The organism is Pseudomonas sp. MYb118 (assembly GCF_040947875.1).
GTDB lineage: Bacteria > Pseudomonadota > Gammaproteobacteria > Pseudomonadales > Pseudomonadaceae > Aquipseudomonas.
Genome location: NZ_JBFRXN010000002.1, coordinates 1,765,971 through 1,788,159, shown reverse-complemented (window position 1 = coordinate 1,788,159; position 22,189 = coordinate 1,765,971). Strand labels below are relative to the sequence as shown.

Here is a 22,189-nt window from a genome sequence, read left to right as displayed (position 1 = left end):
ACAGGCCCCCTGTGGTGATCGCGCCCCAAAGGGGCAAGTTGAAAGTACTGCGCGAATTTCTACGTCTTGTACTTAAGCTGTAGTTGCCTAATGGCGTGGGCGCCAGCATGGCATAGCTAAAGAGAGGATTGAAACAAAAGTGTCATGAAAATGACTTGATCTCCTGTAGGAGCGAGCTTGCTCGCGAAGCGGTGTGTCAGTCGGCATCAATATCGCCTGACACACCGCCATCGCGAGCAAGCTCGCTCCTACAGGGGAGTTGCGGTCCGGGTTATTGGCCCGGAATATCCTTGCGCAGCTTCACCGGGTCCTGGTTTTTCTTGCGGGCGATGGCGGTGCGCATCTTGATGTTGATCGCTTCCACGGCCAGCGAGAAGCCCATGGCGAAGTAGACGTAGCCTTTTGGCACATGAACGTCGAAGGCTTCGGCAATCAGCACGGTACCGACCACCAGCAGGAACGACAGCGCCAGCATTTTCAGCGACGGGTGCTTGTCGATGAACTCGCTGATGGTGCCCGAGGCCAGCATCATCACCAGTACGGCAACGATGATCGCTGCGACCATGACCGGCACGTGGGAGACCATGCCGACGGCGGTGATCACCGAGTCCAGCGAGAACACGATGTCGATGATCGCGATCTGGATGATGGTGTAGAGGAAATTGCCGCCCTTGCCACTTGGCTCGTCGCTGCTTTCGTCTTCGCCTTCCAGCGCGTGGTACATCTCCTGGGAGCTTTTCCACAGCAGGAACAGGCCACCGAAGAACAGGATCAGGTCACGCCCGGAAATGCCCTGGCCGAACACTTCGAACAGGTCGGCGGTCAGGCGCATGACCCAGGTGATCGACAGCAGCAACAGGATCCGCGTGACCATGGCCAGTGCCAGGCCGAAGATGCGGGTGCGCGCCTGCATGTGCTTGGGCATGCGGCTGACCAGGATCGAAATCATGATGATGTTATCAATACCCAGGACGATTTCCAGGGCGGTCAGGGTGAAGAAGGCAACCCAGATCTCAGGGTTGGTCAGCCATTCCATGTGTATTCCTTTGAGCGTGTGTTAAACCACGAAAAGTCCGGGCTTCATCATCAAAGCCAGGACTTTTCAGGGCAAGTCTTGGGCTTATAGAGTGCTGAACAGCGGGAAAATCCCCATCAGCAACGCGGCAACCAGTATGCACATGCACACCAGCACTGCCCATTTCAGGGTGAAGCGCTGGTGATCACCGAAGTCGATACCGGCCAGGGCCACCAACAGGTAGGTCGATGGTACCAGCGGGCTCAGCAAGTGGACGGGCTGACCGACGATCGAGGCACGTGCCATTTCCACCGCGCTGATGCCGTAGTGGCTGGCTGCTTCGGCGAGCACCGGCAAGACACCGTAGTAGAACGCGTCGTTCGACATGAAGAACGTGAACGGCATGCTCACCAGCGCGGTGATCACGGCCAGGTACGGGCCGAGGAAATCCGGGATGACCGCCAGCAGGCTCTTGGACATCGCATCGACCATGCCGGTGCCCGTCAGGATACCGGTGAAAATGCCCGCCGCGAAGATCAGGCCGACCACTGCCAGCACACTGCCGGCGTGGGCCGCGACACGATCCTTCTGCTGTTGCAGGCACGGGTAGTTGACGATCATGGCGATACTGAAGGCCACCATGAACAGCACCGGCAGCGGCAACAGGCCGGCGATCAGGGTGCACATCAACGCCAGGGTCAATGCGCCGTTGAACCAGATCAGCTTCGGACGGCGGGCATCGGGGAACTGCGAGACGCTGATTTCGCTGTGGTCGATTTCATCGCCCACCAGGTGCAGCTCACCCAGACGTGCACGTTCACGCTTGCCGTAGAAGTAGGCGATGGCCAGGATCGCCACCACACCGGCAACCATCGCCGGGATCATCGGCACGAAGATCGCCGACGGGTCGACATGCAGCGCACTGGCGGCACGGGCGGTCGGGCCGCCCCAGGGGGTCATGTTCATCACGCCACCGGCGAGGATGATCAGGCCCGCCATGATCCGCGGGCTCATGCCGATGCGGCTGTACAGCGGCAGCATCGCGGCCACGCAGATCATGTAAGTGGTCGCGCCGTCACCATCGAGGGAAACGACGAGCGCCAGGACGGCGGTACCGACCGAAACTTTCAACGGGTCGCCCTTGACCATCTTGAGGATCTTGCGCACGGCCGGGTCGAACAGGCCGGAGTCGATCATCAGGGCGAAATACAGAATGGCGAACATCAGCATCACGCCGGTCGGCGCGAGCTTGGTGATGCCTTCGAGCATCATCGGGCCGATTTTCGGGCCGAAACCACCGAACAGGGCGAAGATGATCGGGATGATGATCAGGGCGATCAGCGCGGACAGGCGCTTGGTCATGATCAGGAACATGAACGTGATGACCATGGCGAAGCCAAGGAAAGTCAGCATGGGAATACTCCAGGCGTAGCGCGGCTAGGGAATGGGCGAACCGGTTGGGTCAGCGCAGAACGGGAAGCGCGAGGCGTACGGGCGGAGTGATGGCGAAGCGGCGGGTAGTAAAGGACATCAGGGTCACCATTGTTGTTGTTTAATGGGCTGTGCGAGTGCTGAAACACTGGCATTGGCCGACCGGTCTGTTGCCGGTAGTGGGGCGATCCTAATCGGGGAAGCTTTCAGCCAGCTTTCGCCTGTGAAAGCGGCGACCGGATGTGTAACCGGTCGTCGGGCAGTGAAATCGCGTCGAGGCCATCGCGAGCAGGCTCGCTCCCACAGGGTTTGCGCCGCATCTGTGGGAGCGAGCCTGCTCGCGATGGATTCACTGAATAACATCTGGAGAAACTAAAATGGCCGACACCCACACCGGCGGCTGCCACTGCGGCCAGCTGCGCTACCAGTTCAGCGGCCCATTACACGACATCGCCCACTGCCACTGCTCGATCTGCCGACGAGTCAGCGGCGGGATCGTCACCACCTGGATCACCGTGCCGGCCTCGGCCTTCGAATGGCTCGCAGGCACACCGGCGCAGTACGACTCTTCCGCCAGTTGCGTCCGCTACTTCTGTCGGAACTGCGGGGCGCAGCTCGCCCTGGTGACCCGGCTCAGCCCGGACAGCATCGACCTGACCATCGCCACCCTCGATCACCCGGAGCTGGCGCCCGCCGAGCGGCATATCTGGACCGACAGCCGCCTGCCCTGGTTGCACCTGGACGAGCACCTGCCGGGGGAAGCCGAAGAAACCCTGTGATCAGAAAATAGACAGGTCCAGCGGGCGGATCGCGCCCATCCAGATCGCATGCTCGGTGTGGTCGAGCAGATCGTTGCCGGTGTCCGGGTGCAGGAATACCACCAGGCCCTTGCGGTTAAGCGCCAGCCACGGCAACACCTCGCCAATCAGGTCCGGGTCGAACGCCAGCTGGCAACTCCAGTCCGGGTGCGGGCCGACCAGGCGTTCGTGCACGCGGCCCATGCGCAGCGGGAACTCGCGAGTAGCTTGTTCACACAGCGCCCGCGCCTGATCGACGGTTTCCGCATCGAAATACACGTGGGCGTGATAGCCCTTGATCTGCTGCATCGCATTCCCTCCAAAACCCGTTCGAACCCTCACCGTTTTTCACATGTCACACGCCATATACGTGGGAAAGTGTGGAGATCAGCCATGAAAAATGCCGAAACCCCGGTGGTAAAAGTGGTGCTCTATGGTGCCATGAGTAGCCTGGGCAGTGCGCTGATGGCTGAAATGCTACGGCGCCAGCATGAAGTGATCGCGATTCTCGATGAACTGACGGCCCTGGCACCGCGCCCCGGCCTGCGCGCCAAGACCGGCGACCTGTTCGACGCCGAACGCGTGAAGCAGAGCGTCGCCGGCTGTTCGGCGGTGATCTGCCTGCTGGATGCACCGGGTCTGCCGTTCAACAGCGAACACGTGGAAAAAACCATCGTGCCCGGGCCGGTCGAGCAGGTGCTGGCGGTGGATGCCTTGATCGACGGTTTGCAAGCGGCGGGCATTGCGCGACTGTTTCTGGTGGGAGATTTCGAGGTGCTGGACGACCCGGAAATCGAGGATCAACTGCAACGCCACGCCGCCGAGGAAATCCGCGAGGCCCTGCAGAGCAGCCCGCTGCAATGGACGCTGATCGACGCCCCCCGTGGCGTCGCCGGGCTGACCATCGAACACTTCAGCCAGGTCAGCAGCAGCCTGGAACCAGGGCTGGCCGAACCGCTGGAGCGCCTGAGCCGGGTCGCCACCGGGATCGCCGACGAACTGCGGCTCAACCTGCATGTGGGCGAGCACATCAGCTTCGTCGGCACCGACCCTACACCGCAATAGACGGCAGCGTCAGGCCTTCGAGCGATTGTGCGCTGCTGGCCTGCTCGGCCATCAACCAGTCAACGAACTGCTGAATCAGCGCACCACGGCGTTTGCGTGGCGGCAGGACCACGTAATAGCCCTGGCGGGACATCACCGTCTCGGCAATCGGCCGACACAACAAGCCCTGCGCCAGCAAGTTATCCACAAGGTGCCGCCAGCCAATCGCTACGCCCTGGCCGCCAATCGCCGCTTGGATCAGCAAGGTGTAATTGTCGAAACGCAACTGCCCGGGCGCCGGCGGCGAACTGATGCCCAACTGGCGGAAGACCCCGCTCCAGTCGAACCATTTGCTTCTGTTTTCACCGCGCAGGTGCAGCAGTGGCAATTCCAGCAAGGCCTGCGCCGGCAAGGGCAGGGTGCGATCCGCCAACAGCTGCGGGCTGCACACCGGGAACACCTCTTCGCTGAACAACCAATGGCTTTCGCCCTGCTTGAAGCGGCCGTCACCGAACAGCACCGCCACGTCGATATCGGTACGCAACATGTTCAGGCTGCGCTCGCTGGTGACCAGGCTGACATCGACATGCGGGTTGGCTGCATGGAAGCGGTGCAGACGCGGCATCAGCCAATAGGCGGCGAAGGCGAAATCGGTGGCGACCTGCAGCACCTCGTGCTGCTTCTGTGCACTGATTGCGCTCAAACCTGCGTCGATATTCTGCAAACCGAGCTGAACCTGCTCGAACAGGATCGCGCCGGCCTCAGTCAGTTCGATACCGCGATAAATGCGGTCGAACAGCCGGGTGGCGAGCTGATCTTCCAGACGCTTGATCTGCTGGCTGATTGCCGGCTGCGTGGTGCCCAGCTCCACCGCGGCGGCGGTAAAGCTGCGCTGGCGGGCCGCGGCCTCGAAAGCGCGCAGCAGGTCCAGAGACAGGTCACCCAGGGCGTCATACATAAGCTGTGCTTATCCTAGTCATTGTCTGGCATGGGCTTTACCACAAACGGCATGGAATCCATCCTCGATTGCAGCACTCTCGCATAAATATTCACTATGGAATGCCGCGATCACATGAAGCGCAAGAACATTCTTTTCATCATGGCCGATCAAATGGCCGCGCCAATGTTGCCGTTCTACGGCCCTTCGCCCATCAAACTGCCCAATCTCAGCCGCCTCGCCGCCGAAGGCGTGGTGTTCGATGCCGCCTACTGCAACAGCCCGCTGTGTGCGCCGTCGCGTTTCACCCTGGTCAGCGGCCAGTTGCCGAGCAAGATCGGCGCCTATGACAACGCCGCCGATTTCCCGGCCGACGTGCCGACCTACGCCCACTACCTGCGCCGTTTGGGCTATCGCACCGCGCTGTCGGGCAAGATGCATTTTTGCGGCCCGGACCAGTTGCACGGCTACGAAGAACGTCTGACCAGCGACATCTACCCGGCCGACTACGGCTGGGCGGTGAACTGGGACGAACCGGACGTGCGCCCGACCTGGTACCACAACATGTCCTCGGTGCTGCAAGCCGGCCCGTGCGTGCGCACCAACCAGCTGGATTTCGACGAAGAGGTGGTGTTCAAGGCCCAGCAGTACCTGTTCGATCACGTCCGCGAGGACGGCGACCAGCCGTTCTGCCTGACCGTTTCGATGACCCACCCGCATGACCCGTACACCATTCCCAAGGCGTTCTGGAACCTGTACGAGGACGCCGAGATCCCGCTGCCGCAGACCCCGGCGCAAACCGACCTCGACCCGCATTCCCAGCGCTTGCTCAAGGTGTATGACCTGTGGGAAAAGCCGCTGCCTGTGGATAAGATTCGTGATGCACGCCGGGCGTACTTCGGTGCTTGCAGCTATATCGACAGCAACGTCGGCAAACTCCTGCAAACCCTCGAGGAAACCGGGCTGATCGACGACACCATCATCGTTTTCTCGGGCGATCATGGCGACATGCTTGGCGAGCGCGGGCTCTGGTACAAGATGCACTGGTTCGAGATGTCCGCCCGCGTGCCGATGCTGATCAGCGCGCCGGGGCAGTTCGGCGCCGGGCGAGTCAGCGCCGCAGTGTCCACCGCCGACCTGCTGCCAACCTTCGTCGAGCTGGCCGGCGGCTCGCTGGAGCCGGGCCTGCCACTCGATGGCCGGTCCCTGGTGCCGCACCTGCAAGGGCAGGGCGGTCATGACGAGGTGTTCGGCGAGTACATGGCCGAAGGCACCACCAGCCCGTTGATGATGATTCGCCGCGGCGCCTACAAATTTATCTACAGCGAACAGGACCCTTGCCTACTCTTCGACGTACACAACGATCCGCGTGAGCTGGAAGAACTCAGCCAGTCGCCGCAACATCGCCCGCTGTTCGAGGAATTTCTCGCCGAAGCACGGGCCAAATGGGATATCCCGGCGATCCACCAGCAGGTGCTCGCCAGTCAGCGGCGTCGGCGTTTCGTCGCCCAGGCGCTGACCCTCGGCAAGCTGAAGAGCTGGGATCACCAGCCGCTGGTGGACGCCAGTCAGCAGTACATGCGCAACCATATCGACCTCGACGACCTGGAGCGCAAAGCACGTTATCCACAACCCTGCCAAAACCAATAATGTTAAGGGGAAGTCCATGCAAAAGTTATCCACAGTACTGACGGTCGGTCTGCTGGCTCTGGGCAGTGCGTCGGCGTTTGCCGACGCGAGTAGCTGCCAGACGGTGAAGCTGGCCGACCCTGGCTGGAGCGACATCGCCGCGACCAACGCCATCACCGGGTTTCTGCTGGACGGCATGGGCTACAAGGCCAAGGTCGACACCCTCGCGGTGCCGATCACCTTTGGCGGGTTGAAGGACGGCCAGGTCGACGTATTCCTCGGTAACTGGATGCCGGCACAGCAGGGCTTCTATGACAAGTTCGTGGCCACGGGCGACGTCACGCAACTGGCGAAGAACCTCGACGGCACCGAGTTCACCCTCGCCGTACCGGACTACGTGTGGGACGCGGGTGTGCATAACTTCGCCGACCTGAACAAGTACGCCGACAAGTTCGACAAGAAGATCTACGGCATCGGCTCCGGCGCACCGGCGAACATTTCGCTGCAGGACATGATCAAGAAGAACGACTTCGACATGGGCCAGTGGAAACTGGTGGAGTCCAGCGAGCAGGCGATGCTGGCCGAAGTGTCGCGGGCCGTGAAGAAGCAGAAGTTCGTGACCTTCCTCGGCTGGACCCCGCACCCGATGAACGTGCAACTGAAAATGCATTACCTCAAGGGCGGCGAGAAGTACTTCGGTGACACCGGCACCGTGCACACCCTGACCCGCAAGGGCTACGCCGAGGCCTGTCCGAATGTCGGCAAGCTGCTGACCAACCTGAGTTTCACCCAGGACATGGAAAACAGCATCATGGCCGACGTGGCCAACAAGAAAATGACCAACGCCGATGCGGCCAAGGCCTGGATCAAAGCCAACCCGGCGGTGCTGGACAAGTGGCTCGATGGCGTGAAGACCGTGGATGGCAAGGAGGCGTTGCCGGTGGTCAAGGCCAAGCTTTAACACCGCGAGAAGCTCGCGAGCAGGCTCGCTCCCACACTGGGTCAGTGTCGTACACAAAACCTCTGTGGGAGCGAGCCTGCTCGCGATGGTTTTTACCCTTGCACTGTCGGATTTGACGCACCACCCTGTTGCACTCATGTTCACCGCCGAGAGGACCCATGGCCCTTCCAAGCCGCCATTCACTCTTCCCCTTCCTCAGTTGGTTGCCCCGGCAAACCCGCGCCAGCGTCGGGCGTGACCTGATCGTTGGCTTGAGCGGTGCCATTCTTGCGTTACCGCAGTCGATTGCCTACGCCCTGATCGCCGGTCTCCCACCGGAGTACGGCCTGTATGCCGCGATCATCCCGGTGTTGATCGCCTGCCTCTGGGGTTCGTCGTGGCACCTGATCTGCGGTCCTACGGCGGCCATCTCGATTGTCCTCTACGCCAGCGTCAGCCCCCTGGCCGTGCCGGCGTCCAAGGACTACATCACGCTGATCCTGCTGCTGACCTTCCTCGCCGGGATTTTCCAGTGGCTGCTGGGCTTGCTGCGGTTCGGCGCCCTGGTGAATTTCGTCTCGCACTCGGTGGTGCTGGGCTTCACCCTCGGCGCGGCGATCGTCATCGCCATCGGCCAAATGCCCAACCTGCTGGGGCTGGACCTGCCCAGCCAGGCCACGGCGCTGGGCAGTTTCATGATGCTGTTCCACCACTTGGGCGAGGTCGATCGTCCTTCCCTGGCATTGGGCCTGGCCACGGTGGTGGTCGGTGTGGTGCTGAAGATGCTGTTGCCGCGCTGGCCGACCTTGCTGATCACTCTGGTGCTGGGCGCGCTGGTGGTGTGGCTGTGGCCGTCGATGTTCGGCCATGTCGGCCTGGTCAGTGCCTTCGTCGGTCGGCTGCCACCCTTCAGCCCGTTGCCGCTGGATCTGGACCTGATCCTGCGCCTGTTGCCCAGCGCCGTGGCAGTGGGGATGCTCGGGCTGGTCACCAGTCTGTCGATTGCCCGCTCGTTGTCGACGCGTTCGCAGCAATTGCTCGACGCCAACCAGGAAGTGCGTGCCCAGGGCTTGTCGAACATTGTCGGGGCGTTTTTTTCCGGGTCCTTGTCAGCCGGTTCCTTCACGCGCTCGGGCCTGAGCTTCGAAGCCGGCGCCTGCTCGCCGCTGGCGGGGATTTTTTCGGCGGTGTGGGTGGCGCTGTTCGCCATCTTCGGTGCCCACCTGATTGCGCACATTCCGATTCCGGCCATGGCCGGCAGCATCCTGTTGATCGCCTGGGGGCTGGTGGATCATCGCGGCATCCGCGCTTTGCTGCGGGTCAGCCGCGCCGAATTCGTGGTGATGGCGCTGACCTGCGTCGCCACGCTGTTGCTGGAGCTGCAAACGGCGATCTACGCCGGGGTGCTGGCGTCGCTGTTCTTCTACCTCAAGCGCACCTCGCAACCCCGGGTGCAGCATTGGCGCGACGGCGACGAAGACATTCTGCGGGTCGGTGGCTCGATCTTCTTCGGCGCCAGCCATTACCTGCAAGTGCGCCTGCAACGCATGCACGGCGCGCGCGTGGTGATCGAGGCGCAGCAGATCAACTTCATCGACTATTCAGGGGTGGAGATGCTGCACCAGGAAGCACGCCGGCTGCTGCGCCAGGATCGCAGCCTGACGCTGCGCGGGGCACGGCCGCCGGTGGTGGAGGAGTTGAGGAAGCTGGAGGGGGCGGAGAAGTGTCCGATACGGTTTGAAGACTGACCGTTTACCCTCTGTAGGAGCGAGCTTGCTCGCGATTGCGGTGAATCAGTCAGTACTTTCTTAACTGACCCACCGCGATCGCGAGCAAGCTCGCTCCTACAGGGATTCGGGGAATCCGGTTCAGGCAGCCAACTGCCGCCGCAACTCCGCCAGCACCGGCGCGGTGTCCGGGCGGACGCCGCGCCACAGGAAGAACGCCTCGGCTGCCTGTTCGGCGAGCATGCCCAGGCCATCCATCGACACTCCTGCACCCTGTTGCGTCGCCCAGCGGCAGAACGCGGTCGGCTCCTTGCCGTACATCATGTCGTAGCACAGGGTCTTGCCCGGCTCGATGAGGCTGCCGGCAATCGGCGGTACGTCACCGGACAGGCTGGCCGATGTCGCGTTGATGATCAGGTCCACCGGCTCGCGCAGCCAATCGAAACCACTGGCCGACACCGGCCCCAGGTCGGCGAACAGCTCGGCCAGCAGCTCGGCTTTTTCCACGGTGCGGTTGGCGATGATCACCGAGGCCGGCTGTTCGGCCAGCAGCGGCTCCAGCGCGCCGCGCACCGCGCCACCGGCGCCGAGCAGCAGGATGCGCTTGCCCTTGAGGCTGAACCCGGCATTGACCGTCAGGTCGCGTACCAGCCCGGCGCCGTCGGTGTTGTCGCCCAGCAGGGTGCCGTCGGCGAGCTTGCTCAGGGTGTTGACCGCACCGGCCCGCTGCGCACGGGGGCTCAGGCTGTCGGCCAGGCGAAACGCCTCTTCCTTGAACGGCACGGTCACATTCGCCCCACGCCCTTCAAGGAAAAAATCCCGGGCAAACGCGGAAAAATCATCGAGTGGCGCCAGCGACGTGCTGTAGTCCAGTTGCTGGGCCGTTTGCTCGGCGAACAGACGATGGATCATCGGCGACTTGCTGTGGCCAATCGGGTTACCGAAAACGACGTAGCGGTCCATCAGTGTTCCTCGTTTCAGGCCTCGGCCAACCAATCGCGATCTTGCAGGAAGTACTCGGTCAGGCGCGCTTCTTCGCTGCCTGGCTCGGCTTTCCAGTCATATCCCCAACGCACTTGCGGCGGCAGCGACATGAGGATCGACTCGGTACGCCCGCCCGATTGCAGCCCGAACAGGGTGCCGCGGTCGTACACCAGGTTGAACTCGACGTAGCGGCCGCGACGGAATTCCTGGAACTCGCGCTGCTTGGCGGTGAAGGCGTCGTGCTTGCGGCGTTGCACGATCGGCAGGTAGGCGTCGATGTAGGCGTCACCGATGGCGCGGATGAAGGCGAAGCAGGTGTCGAAATCCCACTCGTTCAGGTCATCGAAGAACAGGCCGCCGATGCCGCGCGGTTCGTGGCGATGCTTGATGTGGAAGTAGCTGTCGCACCAGGCCTTGTAGCGCGCATAGACATCCGGACCGAACGGCGCGCAGGCCTGCTCGGCGACACGGTGCCAGTGCACGCAATCTTCGACATTGCCGTAGTACGGGGTCAGGTCGAAGCCACCGCCGAACCACCAGACCGGTTCTTCGCCTTCTTTTTCCGCGATGAAAAAGCGCACGTTGGCGTGGGAAGTCGGCACCTGTGGGTTGTGCGGGTGGATCACCAGCGACACGCCCAGGGCTTCGAAGCCGCGCCCGGCCAGTTCAGGGCGGTGAGCGCTGGCGGACGGTGGCAGACCGCTGCCGAACACGTGGGAGAAGTTCACGCCACCCTTCTCGATGACGGCGCCGTTCTCGATCACCCGGGTGCGACCGCCGCCACCGGCAGCCCGTGTCCAGGCGTCTTCGACAAACTGGGTCGCGCCGTCTTCGGCTTCAAGCGCGGCACAAATGCGGTCTTGCAGATCGAGCAGGTAGGCTTTTACGGCCTCGGTGCGGGTCGTCATGTCTTCACCTTGAATCAGGGCAAAACTACGCGGCGCTCCTGCAGGGCAGCGGCCGGCGCAAATGGGCGCGTAGCATAACATCGCGCAAGCCTGCGTCGCTGTTGACGAAGATCAAGCATAGGAGTCCGATAGGGGGCTTGGCATTTCAATCCTGGTAATCAAGACCCAAGGAGAGTTCTGATGGCAAAGCGTGTCCAGTTCCGCACCCATGGCGGGCCCGAAGTACTCGAGTACGTGGATTACCAACCGGCCGAGCCCGGCCCGCAGCAGGTGCGCGTGGCCAACAAGGCCATCGGCCTGAATTTCATCGACACCTACTTCCGCAGCGGCCTGTACGCGCCGCCGTCCCTGCCCTCTGGCGTGGGCTCGGAAGGCGCCGGTGTGGTCGAGGCCGTGGGCAGCGCCGTGACCCGCTTCAAGGTCGGCGACCGCGTGGCCTACGGCAGCGGCCCGCTGGGCGCCTACAGTGACCTGCACATTTTGCCGGAGGCCAACCTGGTGCACCTGCCGCAGGCGATCAGCTTCGAGCAGGCGGCCGGGGTCATGCTCAAGGGCCTGACGGTGCAGTACCTGTTGCGCCAGACCTATGAACTCAAGGGCGGCGAAACCATCCTGTTCCACGCCGCGGCCGGTGGTGTAGGTTCCCTGGCCTGCCAATGGGCCAAGGCCCTGGGCGTGAAGCTGATCGGTACGGTCAGCTCGCCGGAAAAAGCCGCGCTGGCCAAAGCCAACGGCGCCTGGGCGACCATCGACTACAGCAAGGAAGACGTCGCCCAGCGGGTACTGGAACTGACTGACGGCAAGAAGGTGCCAGTGGTGTACGACGGCGTCGGCAAGGACACCTGGCTGACCTCACTGGACAGCGTCGCGCCGCGCGGGCTGGTGGTGAGTTTCGGCAACGCTTCCGGGGCCGTGGACGGGGTGAATCTGGGGATCCTGTCGGCCAAGGGCTCGCTGTACGTGACCCGGCCGACGCTGGCGACCTACGCCAACAACGCCGAGAACCTGCAACGCATGGCCGATGAGCTGTTCGAGATGATCATCAGCGGCAAGCTGAAGGTGGACATCAGCCAGAAGTATCCACTGGCGGAGGCGGCGAAGGCGCAGACCGAGTTGTCGGCGCGGCGGACTACCGGGTCGACCATCCTGCTGCCTTGAGGTCCCCATCGCGAGCAAGCTCGCTCCTACAGTTCACAAACCTGTAGGAGCGGGCTTGCCCGCGATGAAGGCACTGCGGTCTCAAGCCGGACGAATCACATTCCCGGTGGCCAGATCACGAATCAGGCTCGGGTTCTTGCGCCCGCCCAGGTTGCCGCCCATCACCCAATCGACCTGCCCACGGAAATACTGCTCGATGCGCAGCCGCGTGCGTGCCGCCGGTTTGCCCTGCGGGTTGGCCGAGGTGGACACCAGCGGCCCGACCAGCGCGCACAGGTCGCGCACCAACGGGTGATCGCTGACCCGCAGCGCCACGGTGTCGTGCACGCCGGTAATCCACTCGGGCAGCAGGTTCTGGTGGGGCACCAGCCAGGTGTTCGGGCCGGGCCAGGTACTGGCCATGCGATCCATCCACAGCTCGGGGAAATCCTCGAAGAGAAAATCGAACTGGCGGATGTTGTCCGCGACCAGGATCAGGCCCTTGTCCACCGAACGGCCCTTGATCAGCAGCAGGCGTTCCACCGCTTCTTCGTCCCACGGGTCGCAACCCAGACCCCAGACCGCCTCGGTTGGGTAGGCAATCACCGCCCCTGCGCGTACGGCTTGCGCGGCTTGTTGCACACGCCAACTGTTGACCATGAATAAACTCTCCGGAATTAGGCTCTGGGCAGTTTACCGATCTTCCCTGTAAAACCTAGCTTACCCGCGCAAACCAGCGGCCATTTTCGCAGATCGCCCGGCCTTCCATTTCCAGTTCGGTCAATGCCGCCAGCACTTTGGACAGGGCCCAGCCGCTGCTGACGGCCAGACCTTCGCTGGTGTGGGGTGCCGCGTGCAACAGCGCCAGCAGCGGATGACTGGCCGGCGGCGCCTGCGTCGCTGACGAGAATCGTTGCCAGCCGCGAAGGGCTTCGAGGATGTGCTCGATGGTTTCCACCAGCATCGCGCCGTCGCGGATCAATTGATGGCAACCCTTGGCGCCGGGGTGATGGATCGACCCCGGAATCGCGTACACCTCTCGACCTTGCTCCGCCGCCAGCCTTGCCGTGATCAATGAACCACTGGCCACACTGGCCTCGACCACCAGTACGCCGAGGGACAGGCCGCTGATGATGCGATTGCGCCGGGGAAAGTTGCTGGCATGGGGGCCGGCATCCAGCGGAAACTCGGAAACCACCGCGCTGCCCGAAGCGATCATCGCGTCCGCCAGCCGACGATTGCGCTGTGGATAAAACTTTTCCAGGCCGGTGCCCAACACGCCGATCGTATGCCCACCGACATCCAATGCGGCCTGGTGCGCCGCCGCGTCGATACCCAACGCCAGGCCACTGGTGATGACAAAACCGGCACTGGCCAGGCTGCGGGAAAACGCGCTGGCGGTGTCCATGCCCGGTCGCGACGCGCGACGACTGCCGACCATCGCCAGTTGCGGTTTTTCCAGGATGGTGGGATCGCCAGCGACAAACAGCAGCGGCGGTGCAGCATCGATTTCCCCCAACAGCGCTGGATAGTCAGGCTGGTCCCACATCAACAAATGCTGGCCCGGACGCTCTAGCCAGCGCAATGCGTGGCTGGCGCCGTCACGCACCTCGGCACTGCGTCGGGCATCCGCGCAGGTGGCAGGCAGGCCCAGCGACCGCCAGGCGCTGGCCGGGGCGCCGATGGCTTTGGAGGCCGAGCCGAAGGCTTCGAGCAGTTTGCGAAATCGCGCCGGGCCGAGTTCCGGCAGACGGTGCAGGCGCAGGCGGGCTTCCAGTTCCGCAGGGGAAACCGGTGTAACGGCAATTTGTGACATGGATCATCCTTGATCGTTGTGAGTCCCTTCGCAGCGGGAACAAGCTGTGGATAACTCTGTTGACAAGTTGTGAAGCTGGCTAAGGATTGCGCACCTTGTCGAGCACCGCCAAAGAGCGCGTCGCGTTGAGCACCAACCCATAACTGAGCTTGTCGTAGGTGCGGAACACCATCAGCAAACCGGCACGCTCATCGGGAATCTTCACCGGCTGGCCGGTGACCCGGTCGCGCACGGTTTCGCCGGTTTTCATCACCACCAGCACATTGCCCTCGGCCAGGCCATCACGCTGGCCCTTGTTCAGCGTGACCACGTCCAGCGCACCGATCTGGGTGACCCCGCGCGGCACGTCAATAATCAGGCCGTTGATCTGGCTGGCCGGCGCACTGGGCATGAATGTCGAGTTGATCGAACGCTCTTCGCTGCTGAACAGGCGATCGCCCAGGCGCACTTCCTGGGTGGTGCGTTGCAGGGCGAGGGTGGCGACATCGCCTTCAGTGGCGACCACCTCGCCACCACCGATGTCATCGGCGTTGATCCCCAAGAACTCCTTGCTCTCGGGGTCGGTGTAGACCTTGCCCTGGCGGAAGATGCCGTAGACCGGGTGCTCCTGGTCGAAATGGCCACGGGCGAAAATGCGGTCACCGGTGCCGCTGAGCACCCGTTCGGCATCGCCGGCGACGATGTAGGGCGCCTTGTCGAAATCCTCGACCTCGTCGACGATGCGGTTGCTCAGCAGGAAACTGTTGATGGCCTGCAGCGGAATGCTCGGGATCGCGTCGGCCACCGGTGAGCTGCGCACCCGCGGCGAGAGCTTGATGGTGCCCCTCGACGCGCCGCGATTGAGGGTCAGGCGCGGCTGGCCATCGACGTAGACCAGCGACAGCACGTCGCCGGGATAGATCAGATTGGGGTTCTGGATCTGCGGGTTGACCTGCCACAGCTCGGGCCACTTCCAGGGCTCGCGCAGGTATTTGCCGGAGATGTCCCAGAGTGTGTCACCGGCCACCACCGTGTATTGCTGTGGAAAACCTTCCCTGAGCTGCACTTGCCCGTGCGCGAAACCGGCCGAGGCCAGGAGGAGCAGGGCGAGTAGTGATTTCCTCATGCGGTGAATCCCTTTATTATGTGCGTTCGCGTGAAACGCCAGAGCCTTCGTGGCCCGCTCCCTGCTCGTTATTGAGACCTTCTCATTACTAAGAAAGGGAGCTACGTTTTACAACGGTAGCCGGCATCTCCAGACCCGCCAGGCCATCGACCCGACTTTACCTCACACGTGCATCAGTTGAGCTTATGGCCATTTTAGACATCCTCGAATTCCCCGACTCGCGCCTGCGCACTATCGCCAAACCTGTGGCCGTAGTGGACGACGAAGTACGTCAGTTGGTCGATGACATGTTTGAAACAATGTATGAAGCGCCAGGCATCGGCCTCGCCGCGACCCAGGTCAACGTGCACAAACGTATCGTCGTCATGGACCTCTCCGAAGACCGCAGCGAGCCGCGGGTGTTCATCAACCCCGAGTTCGAACCCCTGACCGACGAGATGGAGCAATACCAGGAAGGCTGCCTTTCGGTACCTGGCTTCTACGAAAACGTCGATCGCCCGCAGAAGGTCAAGATCAAGGCCCTGGACCGCGACGGCCAGCCCTATGAGCTGATCGCCGAAGGCCTGCTCGCGGTGTGCATCCAGCATGAATGCGACCACCTCAACGGCAAATTGTTCGTTGACTACCTGTCCAGTCTCAAGCGCGACCGGATCAAGAAGAAGCTGGAAAAGATCCATCGCCAGAACGCTTGATGCCCTCCTTTCAAAGGCTTGCTGCGGCAAGCCTTTTTCTTTTGCAATCGCTTTGAAGAGAGTTCCCCATGACTGAGCCACTGCGCATCGTCTTTGCCGGCACCCCGGAATTCGCCGCCGAACACCTCAAGGCCCTGCTCGACAGCCCTTACGAGATCGTCGCCGTCTACACCCAGCCGGACCGCCCGGCAGGCCGCGGGCAAAAGCTGATGCCCAGCCCGGTCAAGCAGTTGGCGCTGGAACACGGCATCCAGGTGTTGCAGCCGCCGACCCTGCGCAACGAAGAAGCCCAGGCGGAACTCGCCGCGCTCAAGCCGGACCTGCTGGTGGTGGTCGCCTACGGCCTGATCCTGCCGCAGGTGGTGCTGGACATCCCGCGCCTGGGCTGCATCAACAGCCATGCTTCGTTGCTGCCGCGCTGGCGTGGCGCTGCGCCGATCCAGCGCGCCGTCGAAGCCGGTGACAGTGAAAGCGGCGTGACGGTAATGCGCATGGAACTGGGATTGGACACCGGGCCGATGCTGCTCAAGGTCGCCACTCCGATCAGCGCCCAGGACACCGGCGGCAGCCTGCACGACCGCCTGGCGCAAATCGGCCCGCCGGCCGTGATCGAGGCCATCGCCGGCCTCGCCGCAGGGACCCTGCAAGGCGAAGTGCAGGACGACAGCCTCGCCACCTATGCGCACAAATTGAACAAGGACGAAGCGCGCATCGACTGGAATCGCCCGGCCATCGAGCTGGAGCGCCTGGTGCGCGCCTTCAACCCATGGCCGATCACCCACAGCACGCTCAACGGCGAAGCGCTGAAAGTGCTGGCCGCCAGCCTCGCGCCAGGCAAGGGCGCGCCAGGGGAAATCATTGCCGCCAGCAAGGACGGGCTGATCGTCGCCTGTGGCGAGCAGGCGCTGTGCCTGACCCGCGTGCAATTGCCCGGGGGCAAGGCGCTGAATTTCAGCGACCTGTTCAACAGCCGCCGTGAGAAATTCGCCGTCGGGACTGTGCTGGGTCAAACGGCGGACGCGCAATGAACCCACGTCTGGCTGCCGCCAAGGCACTGGCTGCCGTGCTCAGCGGCAAAGCCTCGCTCAACAGTTCGCTGCCCACGCAACTGGACAAGGTCGAAGACCGTGATCGCGGTTTCACCCAGGACCTGGCGTTCGGCACCGCCCGCTGGCAGCCCCGCTTGTCGGCACTGGCGGCCAAGCTGTTGCAGAAACCGTTCAAGGCCGCCGACGCCGATGTCGAGGCGCTGCTGCTGGTGGGGCTCTATCAACTGTTCTACAGCCGCGTGCCGGCCCACGCCGCCATCGGCGAAACGGTCGGTTGCGCCGACAAGTTGAAGAAACCCTGGGCCAAGGCCCTGCTCAACGCCGTGCTGCGCCGCGCCCAGCGTGAGGGCGAAGCGCTGCTCGGCGAGCTGGAGCACGACCCGGTGGTGCGCACCGCCCACCCGCGCTGGCTGCAAAAGTCGCTGAAAGCGTTCTGGCCAGAGCAATGGGAAGCCATTTGCGCGGCGAACAATGCCCACCCGCCGATGATCCTGCGGGTCAACCGTCGCCATCACAGCCGCGACGCCTACCTGGCATTACTCAGTGAGGCCGGCCTCGCCGCCACCGCCTGCGTGTTTAGCCGCGACGGCATCCTGCTCGAAGCGGCCACCGATGTGCGCAGCCTGCCGGGCTTCGCCGAAGGCTGGATCAGCGTACAGGACGAAGCGGCGCAACTGGCCGCCGACCTGCTCGACCTCGCCCCCGGCCAGCGCGTGCTCGACGCCTGCTGCGCACCGGGCGGCAAGACCTGCCACATCCTCGAAGCCGAACCGGCACTGGCCGGCGTGGTGGCGGTGGACCTCGAGGAAAAACGTCTGGTGCGGGTGCGGGAAAACCTTGAACGCCTGGGCTTGAGCGCCGACCTGATCGCCGCCGACGGCCGCGACACCGCCACCTGGTGGGATGGCAAACCATTCCAGCGCATCCTGCTCGACGCGCCTTGCTCGGCCACCGGCGTGATCCGCCGCCACCCCGACATTAAGCTGACCCGCCAACCGGAAGACATCGTCGCCCTGGCCCAGCTGCAAGGTGAATTGCTCGACGCCCTGTGGAAAACCCTCGAAGTCGGCGGCATTCTGCTGTACGCCACCTGTTCCACGCTGCCGACCGAGAACACCGAAGTGATCGAAGCCTTCCTCGCCCGCACGCCAGGCGCCCGCGAGCTGGACCTCGCCACCGCCGCCGGCCTCAAGCAACCCCATGGTCGCCAGTTGCTGGCCCAGGAAGGTGGCCACGACGGTTTCTACTACGCCAAGCTGATCAAGATCGCCGCCGCGCGCGGTTAACCGGTTTAAGGGAGTGACTGGATGAAAATCATCATCCTCGGCGCAGGGCAGGTCGGCGGTTCGCTGGCGGAACACTTGGCCAGCGAGGCCAACGACATCACGGTGGTCGACACCGACGGCGATCGCCTGCGCGACCTCGGCGACCGTCTGGACATCCGCACCATCCACGGCCGCGGCTCGTTGCCGACGGTGCTGCGCCAGGCCGGCGCCGACGATGCCGACATGCTGGTGGCGGTGACCAACAGCGACGAGACCAACATGGTCGCCTGCCAGGTCGCCCACACCCTGTACCACACGCCCACCAAGATCGCCCGGGTGCGTGAAGCGTCCTACCTGACCCGTCCCGAACTGTTCGACAACGAAGCGATTCCGGTGGACGTGCTGATCAGCCCGGAGCAGGTGGTCACCAACTACATCAAGCGCCTGATCCAGTACCCCGGCGCGTTGCAGGTGATCGACTTCGCCGAAGGCAAGGCGCAGCTGGTGGCGGTCAAGGCCTACTACGGCGGGCCGCTGGTGGGCCAGCAACTGCGCCAGTTGCGCGAACACATGCCGAACGTCGAGACCCGCGTCGCCGCGATTTTCCGCCGTGACCGGCCGATCCTGCCGCAAGGCGACACGGTGATCGAAGCCGACGACGAAGTCTTTTTCATCGCCGCCAAGGCGAACATTCGCGCGGTGATGAGCGAAATGCGTCGCCTCGACGAGAGCTACAAGCGCATCGTCATCGCCGGTGGCGGACAGATCGGCGAACGCCTGGCCGAAGCCATCGAAAGCCGTTACCAGGTGAAGATCATCGAGATGAGCCCGGGCCGCTGCCGCCATCTCTCCGATACCCTGGACAGTACTGTGGTGCTGCAAGGCAGTGCCTCGGACCGCGACCTGCTGCTGGAAGAGAACATCGCCGACGCCGACCTGTTCCTTGCCCTGACCAACGACGACGAAGCCAACATCATGTCGTCGCTGCTGGCCAAGCGGCTGGGGGCGAAGAAGGTGATGACCATCATCAACAACCCGGCCTACGTCGACCTGATCCAGGGCGGCGACATCGACATCGCCATCAGCCCGCAACTGGCGACCATCGGCACCTTGCTCGCCCACGTGCGACGTGGCGATATTGTCAGCGTGCACTCATTGCGCCGCGGCGCGGCCGAAGCGATCGAGGCCATCGCCCATGGCGATGCGAAGTCGAGCAAGGTGATCGGCAAGGCCATCGAGAACATCGGCCTGCCGCCGGGCACGACCATCGGCGCGATCATTCGCGACGAAGAAGTGCTGATCGCCCACGACGACACGGTGATCGCTGCCGGGGATCATGTGATCCTGTTCCTTGTGGATAAAAAGCACATTCGCGATGTGGAGAAGCTGTTCCATGTGGGGTTGAGCTTCTTCTGACCCGAGTTTTTTGCTGGATCGGCCGGCCTCATCGCGAGCAAGCTCGCTCCTACAGGTACAGCGGTGTCCTTGTAGGAGCGGGCTTGCCCGCGATAGCGGTATCAAAGTCACCGACACAACCAGGAAACCCACCATGATCGAATCACTGGAAAAAATGCTCGCCAAGGGTGTGGACAACGCCCTGCTGCGCTTCGGCCTGGGCAAGGGTTATCTGGATTTGGGTGAGCATGACAAGGCAGCCGAGCACTTCGCCCGCTGCGTGGAGCTGGACTCCAAGTACTCGGCGGCGTGGAAGCTGTTGGGCAAGGCCCGTTTGGGGCAGGAGGATTACCCCGGCGCGCGCCAGGCCTGGGAGCAGGGCCTGGAGGCCGCCCGTGCCCATGGCGACAAGCAGGCGGAAAAGGAAATGACGGTGTTCCTGAAAAAGCTCGAGCGTCAGGCACGCTGATCAGAGGTACCGCAGGCCGATGCCCTCGGCATCCACTTGCACCACTTCCATCTTCACCCGCGGCGCCCCTGTGGGTAAGTCTTGCACCTGGCCGTAGACCACCGCGCCCTTGGCCAGCGTCGACAAGGTCGGGTGCTTGACGTAAACGCCCGTGGTCGAAAGGTTGCGGGTCTGGCCCAGGCATTCGCCGAAGCTTTCATGGCAGATCTTGATGCGAAACGACTTACGGTGTTCGGACATCTATTGCGCCCTTTCCTCAACAGCTGTGGATAAACCTTGACCCAAGGTTATCCACAGATCGTGCCAAATAGACTCAATACCAGCGTGCCTCGCCCGGCGGACGCTTCTTGAAGCGTTTCATGCTCCACATGTACTGGCTCGGATACGCCCGCACATAACGCTCGACCACCTGGCTCATGGCCGCGCAGGACGTCTCGGTATCGGTGCTGTACATGGCTTCGGGCGCAGCTTCAAGGATCACTTTGTAGCCCGAACCGTCCGGCAGGCGCAGTGCATGCAGGAACACGCCGACTGCCTTGCCGCCGGCCAGCATGTTCGGCACGAACTTGCTGGTCAGGGCCTGGGTGGCGAAGAACGGCACGAAGATCCCGGCGGATTCGGCCGGTTCCGGGTCCGCGGGGATGCCCACTGCACCACCTTTGCGCACTTCCTTGATGACACTGAGGATGCCTTCCTTGGTGGAGGCAGCGACCTTGTTGCCCAACTGAACCCGTTGTTTCTGCAGCAATTCGTCCACAGCCTTGAGCTTGGGCGGTCGGTAGAAAATGATCGGCTTGCACTGGCTGCAATAGAAGTGGTTGAGCACTTCCCAGTTGCCCAGGTGGCTGGTGATGCCGACCACGCCCTTGCCGGAGGCGAGGGCGTCCTTGAGGATGTCGAGACCTTCGACTTCGCGCACCAGGTCGATGGAGCGCTGCGCCGGCCAGATCCACGCGCAGGCGCTTTCGGTCAGCGACTTGCCGATGTCCTTCAGGCTCTGGCCGACCAGGCGCTCACGCTCGGCGGGGTCCATCTCGGGAAAACACTTGGCCAGGTTGATCCGCACCACGTCGCGGGAACGGTTCGGGGTTTTCCACATCACCCAGCCGATGGCCGAGCCCACTGCCTGCACGGCCCGCCACGGAAGCAGGGCAAACAGCCGCAGAGCGCCTACCAGCAAGGCGCCTTTAAACTTATCCACAGGTCACTCCATATCTTGTGCTGTGTGCGAGGCGGCCATTCTAACCGGCGTTGGAAAGGATGGCGTAGCGATCGCAATCACGGGTGTGGTCCATGACCATTCCCGAGGCCTGCATCAAGGCATAACAGATGGTCGGGCCGACGAAGGTGAAGCCGGCTTTCTTCAGGCCCTTGCTCATCGCCTGGGCCTCGGGCGTGATCGCCGGCACTTCGCTGCGGTCCTTGAAATGATTGATTCTGGGCACGTTATCGACGAAGGACCAGAGCAACCCCACCGGGTCTTCCAGCGCCAGCCAGGCCTGGGCATTGCGCCGGGCGGCGTTGAGTTTGAGGCGATTGCGGATGATCCCGGGGTCGAGCATCAATTGCTCGATGTAGGCGTCGCTCATCTGCGCCACGCGCTGCGCGTCGAAGCCGAACATCACCTGGCGGTAGTGCTCGCGTTTGCGCAGCACGGTGATCCAGGACAGCCCGGCCTGGAACCCTTCGAGCAAAAGCAACTCGAACAAACCCTGCGCATCCCGCAGCGGCGTGCCCCACTCCTGATCGTGATAAGCCATGTACAGCGGATCTTCGGTACACCAAAAGCAGCGTGGCATAAGGCTCCAGGGGGCGTGCGCAGCCATGAATCGGGTATACTCCCGCTCTT

23 protein-coding genes are annotated in these 22,189 nt (G+C 63.0%); 11 read left to right on the top strand and 12 right to left on the bottom strand.

Annotated features, from left to right (window positions below; genetic code table 11):
- Positions 1-271 precede the first annotated feature (271 nt).
- Positions 272-1,036: a TerC family protein gene (locus ABVN20_RS14105; protein ID WP_368556341.1), complete on the bottom strand. Its 765-nt coding sequence runs from the start codon at positions 1,034-1,036 to the stop codon at positions 272-274.
- An 84-nt stretch (positions 1,037-1,120) separates the two neighbouring features.
- Positions 1,121-2,428, bottom strand: a complete 1,308-nt coding sequence (locus ABVN20_RS14100; protein WP_368556340.1) for a CitMHS family transporter — start codon at positions 2,426-2,428, stop codon at positions 1,121-1,123.
- Positions 2,429-2,823: 395 nt separating this feature from the next.
- Here ABVN20_RS14100 and ABVN20_RS14095 point away from each other — a divergent pair, with 395 nt between their 5' ends.
- Entirely contained in the window at positions 2,824-3,225 is a 402-nt protein-coding gene (locus ABVN20_RS14095) for a GFA family protein (RefSeq protein ID WP_368556339.1), read from the top strand.
- Here the strand turns inward: ABVN20_RS14095 and ABVN20_RS14090 are convergent, their stop codons facing one another.
- Positions 3,226-3,552, bottom strand: coding sequence for a DOPA 4,5-dioxygenase family protein (locus tag ABVN20_RS14090; protein ID WP_368556338.1), 327 nt, complete (start codon positions 3,550-3,552; stop codon positions 3,226-3,228).
- Positions 3,553-3,636: 84 nt separating this feature from the next.
- On the opposite strand from ABVN20_RS14090, the gene ABVN20_RS14085 reads away from it, so the two are divergent.
- Positions 3,637-4,308 (top strand): NAD(P)-dependent oxidoreductase, encoded by a 672-nt coding sequence (locus ABVN20_RS14085; RefSeq protein ID WP_368556337.1) that lies wholly within the window; start codon positions 3,637-3,639, stop codon positions 4,306-4,308.
- Here the strand turns inward: ABVN20_RS14085 and ABVN20_RS14080 are convergent.
- Positions 4,295-5,245 (bottom strand): LysR family transcriptional regulator, encoded by a 951-nt coding sequence (locus tag ABVN20_RS14080; protein ID WP_368556336.1) that lies wholly within the window; start codon positions 5,243-5,245, stop codon positions 4,295-4,297. The genes ABVN20_RS14085 and ABVN20_RS14080 overlap by 14 nt on opposite strands.
- Before the next feature lie 114 nt (positions 5,246-5,359).
- On the opposite strand from ABVN20_RS14080, the gene betC reads away from it, so the two are divergent.
- The 3 genes from betC (at position 5,360) to ABVN20_RS14065 (ending at position 9,541) form a co-directional block, all read left to right on the top strand.
- A complete protein-coding gene (gene betC, locus ABVN20_RS14075; protein ID WP_368556335.1) occupies positions 5,360-6,874 on the top strand; it encodes a choline-sulfatase in 1,515 nt (504 codons plus the stop codon).
- Positions 6,875-6,890: 16 nt separating this feature from the next.
- Positions 6,891-7,814 carry a choline ABC transporter substrate-binding protein gene (gene choX, locus ABVN20_RS14070; RefSeq protein ID WP_368556333.1) on the top strand — a complete coding sequence of 308 codons (924 nt, stop codon included), beginning with the start codon at positions 6,891-6,893 and terminating at the stop codon, positions 7,812-7,814.
- A gap of 158 nt (positions 7,815-7,972) precedes the next feature.
- Entirely contained in the window at positions 7,973-9,541 is a 1,569-nt protein-coding gene (locus tag ABVN20_RS14065; protein ID WP_368556331.1) for a SulP family inorganic anion transporter, read from the top strand.
- A gap of 120 nt (positions 9,542-9,661) precedes the next feature.
- Here ABVN20_RS14065 and aroE read toward each other — a convergent pair whose 3' ends face one another.
- Entirely contained in the window at positions 9,662-10,483 is an 822-nt protein-coding gene (gene aroE, locus ABVN20_RS14060; protein WP_368556329.1) for a shikimate dehydrogenase, read from the bottom strand.
- 14 nt (positions 10,484-10,497) lie between these two features.
- Positions 10,498-11,412 (bottom strand): oxygen-dependent coproporphyrinogen oxidase, encoded by a 915-nt coding sequence (gene hemF, locus ABVN20_RS14055; protein WP_368556327.1) that lies wholly within the window; start codon positions 11,410-11,412, stop codon positions 10,498-10,500.
- A gap of 180 nt (positions 11,413-11,592) precedes the next feature.
- Here hemF and ABVN20_RS14050 point away from each other — a divergent pair, with 180 nt between their 5' ends.
- Entirely contained in the window at positions 11,593-12,570 is a 978-nt protein-coding gene (locus tag ABVN20_RS14050) for an NADPH:quinone reductase (protein WP_368556325.1), read from the top strand.
- Positions 12,571-12,651: 81 nt separating this feature from the next.
- Here the strand turns inward: ABVN20_RS14050 and ABVN20_RS14045 are convergent, their stop codons facing one another.
- The 3 genes from ABVN20_RS14045 to ABVN20_RS14035 all read right to left on the bottom strand — a co-directional run bounded on the left by ABVN20_RS14045 (position 12,652) and on the right by ABVN20_RS14035 (position 15,470).
- On the bottom strand, positions 12,652-13,209 hold the full coding sequence (locus ABVN20_RS14045; protein WP_368556323.1) for an L-threonylcarbamoyladenylate synthase: 558 nt from the start codon (positions 13,207-13,209) through the stop codon (positions 12,652-12,654).
- Positions 13,210-13,264: 55 nt separating this feature from the next.
- A complete protein-coding gene (gene dprA, locus ABVN20_RS14040) occupies positions 13,265-14,365 on the bottom strand; it encodes a DNA-processing protein DprA (RefSeq protein WP_368556322.1) in 1,101 nt (366 codons plus the stop codon).
- 79 nt (positions 14,366-14,444) lie between these two features.
- Positions 14,445-15,470: a LysM peptidoglycan-binding domain-containing protein gene (locus tag ABVN20_RS14035; protein ID WP_368556321.1), complete on the bottom strand. Its 1,026-nt coding sequence runs from the start codon at positions 15,468-15,470 to the stop codon at positions 14,445-14,447.
- Positions 15,471-15,655: 185 nt separating this feature from the next.
- Here ABVN20_RS14035 and def point away from each other — a divergent pair, with 185 nt between their 5' ends.
- The 5 genes from def to ABVN20_RS14010 all read left to right on the top strand — a co-directional run bounded on the left by def (position 15,656) and on the right by ABVN20_RS14010 (position 20,340).
- Positions 15,656-16,162, top strand: coding sequence for a peptide deformylase (def, locus tag ABVN20_RS14030; protein WP_192307269.1), 507 nt, complete (start codon positions 15,656-15,658; stop codon positions 16,160-16,162).
- Positions 16,163-16,230: 68 nt separating this feature from the next.
- Positions 16,231-17,190 (top strand): methionyl-tRNA formyltransferase, encoded by a 960-nt coding sequence (gene fmt / locus ABVN20_RS14025; protein ID WP_368556320.1) that lies wholly within the window; start codon positions 16,231-16,233, stop codon positions 17,188-17,190.
- Positions 17,187-18,497 (top strand): 16S rRNA (cytosine(967)-C(5))-methyltransferase RsmB, encoded by a 1,311-nt coding sequence (gene rsmB / locus ABVN20_RS14020; RefSeq protein ID WP_368556318.1) that lies wholly within the window; start codon positions 17,187-17,189, stop codon positions 18,495-18,497. The genes fmt and rsmB overlap by 4 nt, the downstream gene beginning before the upstream one ends.
- 21 nt (positions 18,498-18,518) lie before the next feature.
- Positions 18,519-19,892: a Trk system potassium transporter TrkA gene (gene trkA, locus ABVN20_RS14015; RefSeq protein WP_368556317.1), complete on the top strand. Its 1,374-nt coding sequence runs from the start codon at positions 18,519-18,521 to the stop codon at positions 19,890-19,892.
- A 133-nt stretch (positions 19,893-20,025) separates the two neighbouring features.
- Positions 20,026-20,340, top strand: coding sequence for a tetratricopeptide repeat protein (locus tag ABVN20_RS14010; RefSeq protein ID WP_368556315.1), 315 nt, complete (start codon positions 20,026-20,028; stop codon positions 20,338-20,340).
- Here the strand turns inward: ABVN20_RS14010 and ABVN20_RS14005 are convergent, their stop codons facing one another.
- The 3 genes from ABVN20_RS14005 to ABVN20_RS13995 all read right to left on the bottom strand — a co-directional run bounded on the left by ABVN20_RS14005 (position 20,341) and on the right by ABVN20_RS13995 (position 22,139).
- On the bottom strand, positions 20,341-20,580 hold the full coding sequence (locus ABVN20_RS14005) for a PilZ domain-containing protein (RefSeq protein WP_368556314.1): 240 nt from the start codon (positions 20,578-20,580) through the stop codon (positions 20,341-20,343).
- A 73-nt stretch (positions 20,581-20,653) separates the two neighbouring features.
- Positions 20,654-21,541 (bottom strand): lysophospholipid acyltransferase, encoded by an 888-nt coding sequence (locus ABVN20_RS14000; protein WP_368556312.1) that lies wholly within the window; start codon positions 21,539-21,541, stop codon positions 20,654-20,656.
- 40 nt (positions 21,542-21,581) lie between these two features.
- Positions 21,582-22,139 carry a DNA-3-methyladenine glycosylase I gene (locus ABVN20_RS13995; protein ID WP_368556310.1) on the bottom strand — a complete coding sequence of 186 codons (558 nt, stop codon included), beginning with the start codon at positions 22,137-22,139 and terminating at the stop codon, positions 21,582-21,584.
- Positions 22,140-22,189 lie beyond the last annotated feature (50 nt).